Below are 1,271 nucleotides of genomic sequence, written 5' to 3' on the forward strand. Positions count from 1 at the left end.
AGGCACGCCTCTTCGCCATCCTCATCGAGCGCCGCCAGATAACGGTTGGAAGCGGCGTCCTCAATTGCCACGACCACGCCAGGGTTTTCACCGGCGGCAAGGTCGTCCAAGAACGCGCCGATCAGATCGCACACCATGGCGTCGAGCTCGGCGGAGACGTTACCGGCGTCCTGCATATCCTGTGCCATCTTTAGACCTTCCCATCGAGTTTGGCGTCGTTACAGTTCTTGTGCCTCAGCAGCGATCTTAGCGGCAGCGTCGCGGGCGCGCATCATATCCATCGCGCGCTTGTCGAGTACCTTGATCTGACTGGTCAGCATGACCGCATCGACCACGCCCCAGATCACCAGGCCCGTAGAGATCGAAAACCCAAGCGCACCAACTGTACCACGAAGGCGCGAGCAGATTGCCGCAACAAGGGCGGAGATGACAACCATCTTGATAAACGAGCCGCGGCGTTCGCGAAGCGTGCGGGCCTGCGTCACATAGGCAATGCGAGCCGCCTCAGAAGCCTCCGAGCGCATCTGGGCCTCGCGGGCGATCGCAGCCGCCTCGGCAGAAACTCCGGCGCTCATGAGTGCGCACTCCGTCGCGTGGTTGTCGAGCATTTAAAAATCATCGGGCGAGAGCGTGTGAACGAACTCATCGAACTTTTCGAACTCTTGCTCGTCGTCGACTTCCTCGGCGTGCGGTGAGACAGTGCCCAAGCGATTCATGATGTCATCTTCAACGAACATGGGGGCATTGCTGCGTACGGCGAGGGCGATGGCGTCGCTCGGGCGCGCATCGATCCTATGCTCGTTGCCATCGGTCAACACGACAACCGTCGCGTAAAACACGGGCGGCTCGGCGCGGACGATTTCGACACGCTCGAGCTTGGCACCCAGGGCTTCGACGGTGTCGAGCAGCAGGTCGTGTGTGATTGGGCGATCGGCGCGTCCGCTGTCGATGCCACGGCTGATTGCCGCAGCCTCAAACGAGCCGGTCTGGATGGAGAGGGAGCGCAGCGGCGCGGGGGAATCCGACTTGCTGCAGCGCTCGCGAAGCACAATAAGCGATGGCACGGGACCGGCGGCCATGACGATGGTCTCTATGTCGACACGAACCATGGAACACCTCCGGTACGTAGCGGTTAACACGCGGCAGCTCCACCGCATTGAATAGCTATACTACCCAATCTTTCGCACAGCACACAAAACCAAAATGAGATTTATCGCAGACAAGAAAAAAGCCCCAAGGCAATGCCCCAGGGCTCTTCACAGTTTTGATGG

2 protein-coding genes and 1 pseudogene are annotated in these 1,271 nt (G+C 60.0%); all 3 read right to left on the reverse strand.

The annotated features are described in order from the left end of the window. A pseudogene (locus tag AB5405_RS01615) lies at nt 1–188 on the reverse strand (hypothetical protein); the annotation flags it as partial. Between the two features lie 30 nt (nt 189–218). Next, nucleotides 219–575: a hypothetical protein gene (locus AB5405_RS01620; protein WP_368137367.1), complete on the reverse strand. Its 357-nt coding sequence runs from the start codon at nt 573–575 to the stop codon at nt 219–221. Between the two features lie 33 nt (nt 576–608). Beyond that, complete coding sequence (locus AB5405_RS01625) at nt 609–1,109, reverse strand: bifunctional nuclease family protein (protein WP_368137369.1); 501 nt, start codon at nt 1,107–1,109, stop codon at nt 609–611. Between the last annotated feature and the right edge of the window lie 162 nt (nt 1,110–1,271).

Source organism: Collinsella aerofaciens (assembly GCF_040920445.1).
GTDB classification, from domain to species: Bacteria; Actinomycetota; Coriobacteriia; order Coriobacteriales; family Coriobacteriaceae; genus Collinsella; species Collinsella aerofaciens_BH.